The organism is Natrinema soli (genome assembly GCF_028618695.1).
On the sequence record NZ_JAQIVI010000475.1, the window covers coordinates 1 to 1,083 of the forward strand.

The 1,083-nt window shown below is 63.3% G+C and carries 1 protein-coding gene and 1 pseudogene; both read right to left on the bottom strand.

The features are described from left to right. Positions 1-552 precede the first annotated feature (552 nt). Positions 553-861: a 2Fe-2S iron-sulfur cluster-binding protein gene (locus PGX04_RS24445; RefSeq protein ID WP_273740887.1), complete on the bottom strand. Its 309-nt coding sequence runs from the start codon at positions 859-861 to the stop codon at positions 553-555. Further along, a pseudogene (locus PGX04_RS24450) lies at positions 862-1,083 on the bottom strand (hypothetical protein); the annotation flags it as partial.

Here is a 1,083-nt window from a genome sequence, read left to right on the forward strand (position 1 = left end):
CTCGAGGACGGAGTCACCGACGTCATACCGATCCTGTTCGTAGTATTCGGTCTGCATCGCCGATCACCGACCCTCCGTCGCGGGCCGATCGCGTCGCGCTATCGTCTCGAGCGCGCCGTCGTCCCGTCGTGTTCGCCCTGTCGTCTGTGAGGAAACACCACACATGATCTCTAGCGGAGCCATCGCCACCGAGGCGCCTCAGCGTGACCCCTCGGAAACGCGGTTCTATTTAAACGTCGGTGGTCACCAGCGGCCTCGAACGAATGCGCGGACCGATCGATAGAGGAGAGTTATGTATCGCTCAGACAGATCGACCGACATGCGGTGGCGCACGCTGGACCGTGGTGAGCGGATAGCGAACCACGGGACGAAGCCGTGCGAGGGATGAGCGAACGCCGAACGGCGTGAGCGAATCGGCTGGGGAGGGCGTGGCGATTCCGTGTTGCCGCGCTAGCAGGACGCTTCTTCTCACGCCTTCCCACCAGAATTTATTCTCCATTCACTCAGCTACATACGTGGAGAGAAGCGGCCACAATCAGAGCCGTTTCCGGATCAGAGCGCGTCGAGTCCGAGCAGGTCGTTCTGGACGCGTTCGCCGACCCGGATCTCGCTGTCCGATCGCGGATACGAACAGCACAGCAGCACGTAGCCGTCGTCCTCCTGTTCGGGTGTGAGCCCCGTCCCCTCGCGCCCGTCGAGGTCGCCCTCGAGCAACTCGCCCGCACAGGAGGTACACATCCCGTTTCGACAGGAGTTGGGCAACTCGAGCCCGGCGCGCTCGGCCGCGTCGAGGACGTACTCGTCCGGGCCGACCGTGACGGTCTCCGTCCCATCCTCGAGGTGGAACGTGATCTCGTACATCTATATCCGCTGGCGGAGCTTGTACAGTTCCAGCGCTTCCAGGCGCGGGTCGCCGGTGCCGACCTCGTCGTGCTCGAGGCTGGCACCGCTGATGCTCTCGTTGAACGACGTGCTAACGCCCTCCTCGTCGAACGTCGAGTCCATGATGTAGGCGACGTTATCGCGCACCGTCTCGAAGCTCTGGCCGAGTTCGTCGGCGGCGTCCTCGATCGCGTCGATTAC